The sequence below is a fragment of the Thiemannella venezuelensis genome, assembly GCF_014203605.1.
In the GTDB taxonomy this organism is placed as follows: Bacteria; Actinomycetota; Actinomycetes; order Streptosporangiales; family Streptosporangiaceae; genus Planomonospora_A; species Planomonospora_A venezuelensis.
The window spans coordinates 1-2,285 of sequence record NZ_JACHJJ010000067.1 but is presented as its reverse complement, the minus strand read 5'-3'; the positions used below and the strand labels follow the sequence as shown (position 1 = coordinate 2,285).

General features: G+C 73.6%; 2 protein-coding genes. One reads left to right on the top strand and one right to left on the bottom strand.

Annotated elements, in window-relative coordinates; all coding sequences use genetic code 11:
* The first annotated feature begins 178 nt into the window (after positions 1-178).
* Positions 179-874: a sulfotransferase family protein gene (locus tag FHS22_RS37090; protein ID WP_184948878.1), complete on the top strand. Its 696-nt coding sequence runs from the start codon at positions 179-181 to the stop codon at positions 872-874.
* A gap of 242 nt (positions 875-1,116) precedes the next feature.
* Here FHS22_RS37090 and FHS22_RS38860 read toward each other — a convergent pair whose 3' ends face one another.
* Positions 1,117-1,971: a hypothetical protein gene (locus tag FHS22_RS38860; protein ID WP_338048128.1), complete on the bottom strand. Its 855-nt coding sequence runs from the start codon at positions 1,969-1,971 to the stop codon at positions 1,117-1,119.
* Positions 1,972-2,285 lie beyond the last annotated feature (314 nt).

Below are 2,285 nucleotides of genomic sequence, written 5' to 3'. Positions count from 1 at the left end.
CCGCGGTCGAGCTGGCCGGGATGAGCGGTTCGCTGCGCGAGCTGGTGGGCCGCTTCACCGTCTGACCCCGGGCGCCGCCCCGCGCGGGGCGGCGCAGACGGGCCGCCGGGCGGTTTGGAAAACCCGGCAGGGGCAGAGGGGGTGTACCGGAGCGAGCCGCAGAGGGGGTCCGGGGAGCATGCTGGAGGTCATCGGGGCGGGGCTGGGCCGTACCGGGACCAGCTCGCTCAAGCTCGCGCTGGAGCGCCTCGGGTTCACCCCCTGCTACCACATGTTCGAGGTCCTGGGCAGTTCCGAGCGGATGCGCCAGTGGACGGACGTGGCACAGGGCGGGGTGCAGGACTGGGAGGCCGTCTTCCACGGCTACCGGGCGTGCGTGGACTTCCCCGCCGCCGCGTACTGGCGGGAGCTGGCCGCCCACTACCCCGAGGCCAAGGTGATCCTCACCCTGCGCGACCCCGGGGCGTGGTTCGAGAGCGCCCGCAAGACGATCTTCCGGTTGCCCCGTCTCATGCGTCACCCCGTCTTCGGCCCCGTCCTGCGTCTCGCCCTTCCCCGCCGGTCGAGGCCGGCGGCCTTCGTCCGCATGCTGGGCGCCCTCAACCGGCACAGGCGGGACATCGCCTTCGACCGCGACAGCGCCGTCGCCTACTTCGAGCGCCACAACGCCGAGGTGCGGGCGGGGGTCCCGGCCGGACGGCTGCTGGTCTACCGGGTGGAGGAGGGCTGGGAGCCGCTGTGCGCGTTCCTCGGCGTCCCGGTGCCCGCCGAGCCGTTCCCCCGCGCCAACGAGAGTTCCCGCTTCTGGAGCAACTTCGCCCGTACCCTGCGGGAGCGCGACAGCGGCCCGGTACGGCCCCGCTCCTGGCGCTGAGCCCGCACCGGACGCGCTCGGCGGGCGGCGGATTCCGTCCGCGCGGCGTTGGACGTCCCCGGGAGATGCGCGTTCCAGGCCTGGTACGGCATGCCGTACCAGGCCTGGAACGCCGCCAGGCCGCCACCGGGAGTCGGTGGCGGCCTGGCGGCTGCTCGGTGGCCGTCCTGCCGGACGGCTTCCGCAGAGCCCGTGAGAGGACCTGCGGGGCGCCGTCCCGGGGAGTCCCCGGAAGGGCCGGATCAGGCGTCGGTGCGGGTACGGCGCCGGGCGACGAAGTGGGTCGCCGCGAACGCGCCGCTGCCGGCGACCAGGGTGAGGGCCGCGGTCGCGGCGAGGGGCAGACCGCCCTGCTCGGTGGTGGCGGCGGCCTTGGCGATCTCGGTGCCCGCGGACTGGGCGACCTTGGGGGCGGGCTTGCTCTCGCTCTTGGGAGCGGGCTTGCTCTCGGCCTTGGGCTCGGCGGCCGCGGGCTTGGAGGCGGGCTTGCTCTCGGCCTTGGGCTTGGGCTGGGCGAGGGTGACCGGCTCCGCCGGGTCGGTGTCCTTCTCGCCCCAGGCGCCGGTGGCGAAGGGGACGGGGTGGTTCTTCTTGCCGACGCCCGGACCCCACTTGGTGATGACGTAGTCGACCTTGATGTGGCCCTTGCCGCCGTTGCCCTGGACGGTGAGGCTGTCGGAGTCGAAGGTGCCGCCGGTCAGGTCGGCGAAGGTCTTGGCGTCGAGGTCGAGCATGATGCCGCGGTTGGAGGGGACACCCGGGCCGCGGTCGCCGACGAAGAAGGGGGCCTTCTTGCCGTTGTACAGGACGTAGCCCTCGGTCAGCAGGGGCCAGGACGGGGAGGCGGCCAGGCCCTTCTGCATGGGCTTGCCGGAGGCGGGCAGGCCGGTGTCGCCGTTGCGGCCGGAGCCGTCGTCCCAGTAGTAGGAGGCGGTGGTGGAACCCTTGAGCATGACCTGCTGCCCGGCCTCGGTGTCAGCGTGCGCCGCGCCGGCGGTGGCCATGCTCAGTCCGGCGGTCAGGGTCAGGCCCAGGGCGGTGGTGAGGGTGGCGGTCAGCAGGCGGGTGCGGGTGGCGAGGCGAGCGGAGAAGGTCATGAATGGCGATCCTCTGTGCGGCGACAGGACTCCGGCTCCGGGAGGCTCCGGGGAGCTCCGGCGGTGCCGGTGAAAGCCCTGCGGTAGCGGCCTTCGACATCCAGTAAGCCGTCCGGGCGTAGCGCGAGGAGTGCGCCCGGGGTGCAGCCCGGTTGCCGCCGCCGGGGAAGGCTCAGTTCCCCGCCCCACGCGTCCTCGGGGTCAGGCGACGTCCTGCCAGGGGGTGGTGTGCAGGAGGTCGTCGATCTGGTCGGCGGTGGCCGGGGGGGAGAACAGGTAGCCCTGGGCCAGGGGCGAGCCGAGTTGCTGCAGCA